Annotated in this window: 1 protein-coding gene; it reads left to right on the forward strand. The window is 42.3% G+C overall.

The genetic code is table 11. The features are described from left to right. Positions 1 to 258 precede the first annotated feature (258 nt). Entirely contained in the window at positions 259 to 666 is a 408-nt protein-coding gene (locus tag A3735_RS21185) for a hypothetical protein (protein ID WP_068510936.1), read from the forward strand. Positions 667 to 962 lie beyond the last annotated feature (296 nt).

Raw genomic sequence — 962 nt, forward strand, 5'->3', positions numbered from 1 at the left:
TATCTGCCAAAGCTTAAAGAGGCATCTAAAAAAAATACCAAGCAAGCAAATAGATATATTTATAGTATTTGGGCGTTGCAATTAGTGTTGCTCGCATTGCTTTCGCTTGGTTGTGGAACGGTTGTAAAGAAAGTGCTACAAACAAATGAAAAGCTATAACAAGTTGCTCAAACGGACTCCGCAAAATGTGTCGCGCTTTTTGTTCCAAAAAGGCGCGCCAATTTCGCTCCTCCGTTTAGCAAAGCGTTAGGTACCCAAATGAATGCCAATAATCAATGGGCACAACTAGCCTTAACTCTTGGAGTATATTTCTCGATTTTTGTAGTTGCGTTGTCTGTGTTTCAAATACCTATTGAGGCTACATCAAACGGTGAAATGCCTCTTAGAATAGTAATTATGCTCTCAGTATCGGTTTCCGTTTTATCGTATGCCACATACCTTTCCGAGACTCCAAAATGGAAAACAGCTATAAATTATTTCCTTTCTGTAGTCTGTTTTTGTCTATTAGGTGTCGTTGGGATTGGTATCTCAGCCATAATAAACAGCTTCTTTGAAAGGGAGCCTCAAATCAGTATCCTGTGGGGTATTATCATCACCTTGGTTGGTTTGGTTTCCTTTTTTGGTGTTATTAAATTAATGAAGTCAAGGTGGTTAAAATGTACCTAACGAGCAGCACCATAGGACTCCGTACTGTGTCGCGTTTTTTGCAAAGACACGCAAAAAGCCCCGCCAAAGTACTCCGCCCATGTGCTAGGCGTTGGTATGACTCCCCACGTCAAGAGGCCCGCACAAAATCCTGCCGGAACCTCGGCCAGAGCCTTTCTTTTTAATTAACATTCTTCCCGTTAGGGAAGCGTCAACGCATCAGATGAAGCAAGTAATTTCGACGGTGATCATGCTGGTATTCGTGGGTTGCTAACGCGACGCGTTAACCTATCCAACCTTACTTATTACGTCGTGGT

Source organism: Oleiphilus sp. HI0061 (assembly GCF_001635675.1).

Coding starts and splice junctions, on each gene's coding strand:
- A3735_RS21185 (WP_068510936.1), top strand. CDS start 259: ATGAATGCCAATAATCAATGGGCACAACTAGCCTTAACTCTTGGAGTA.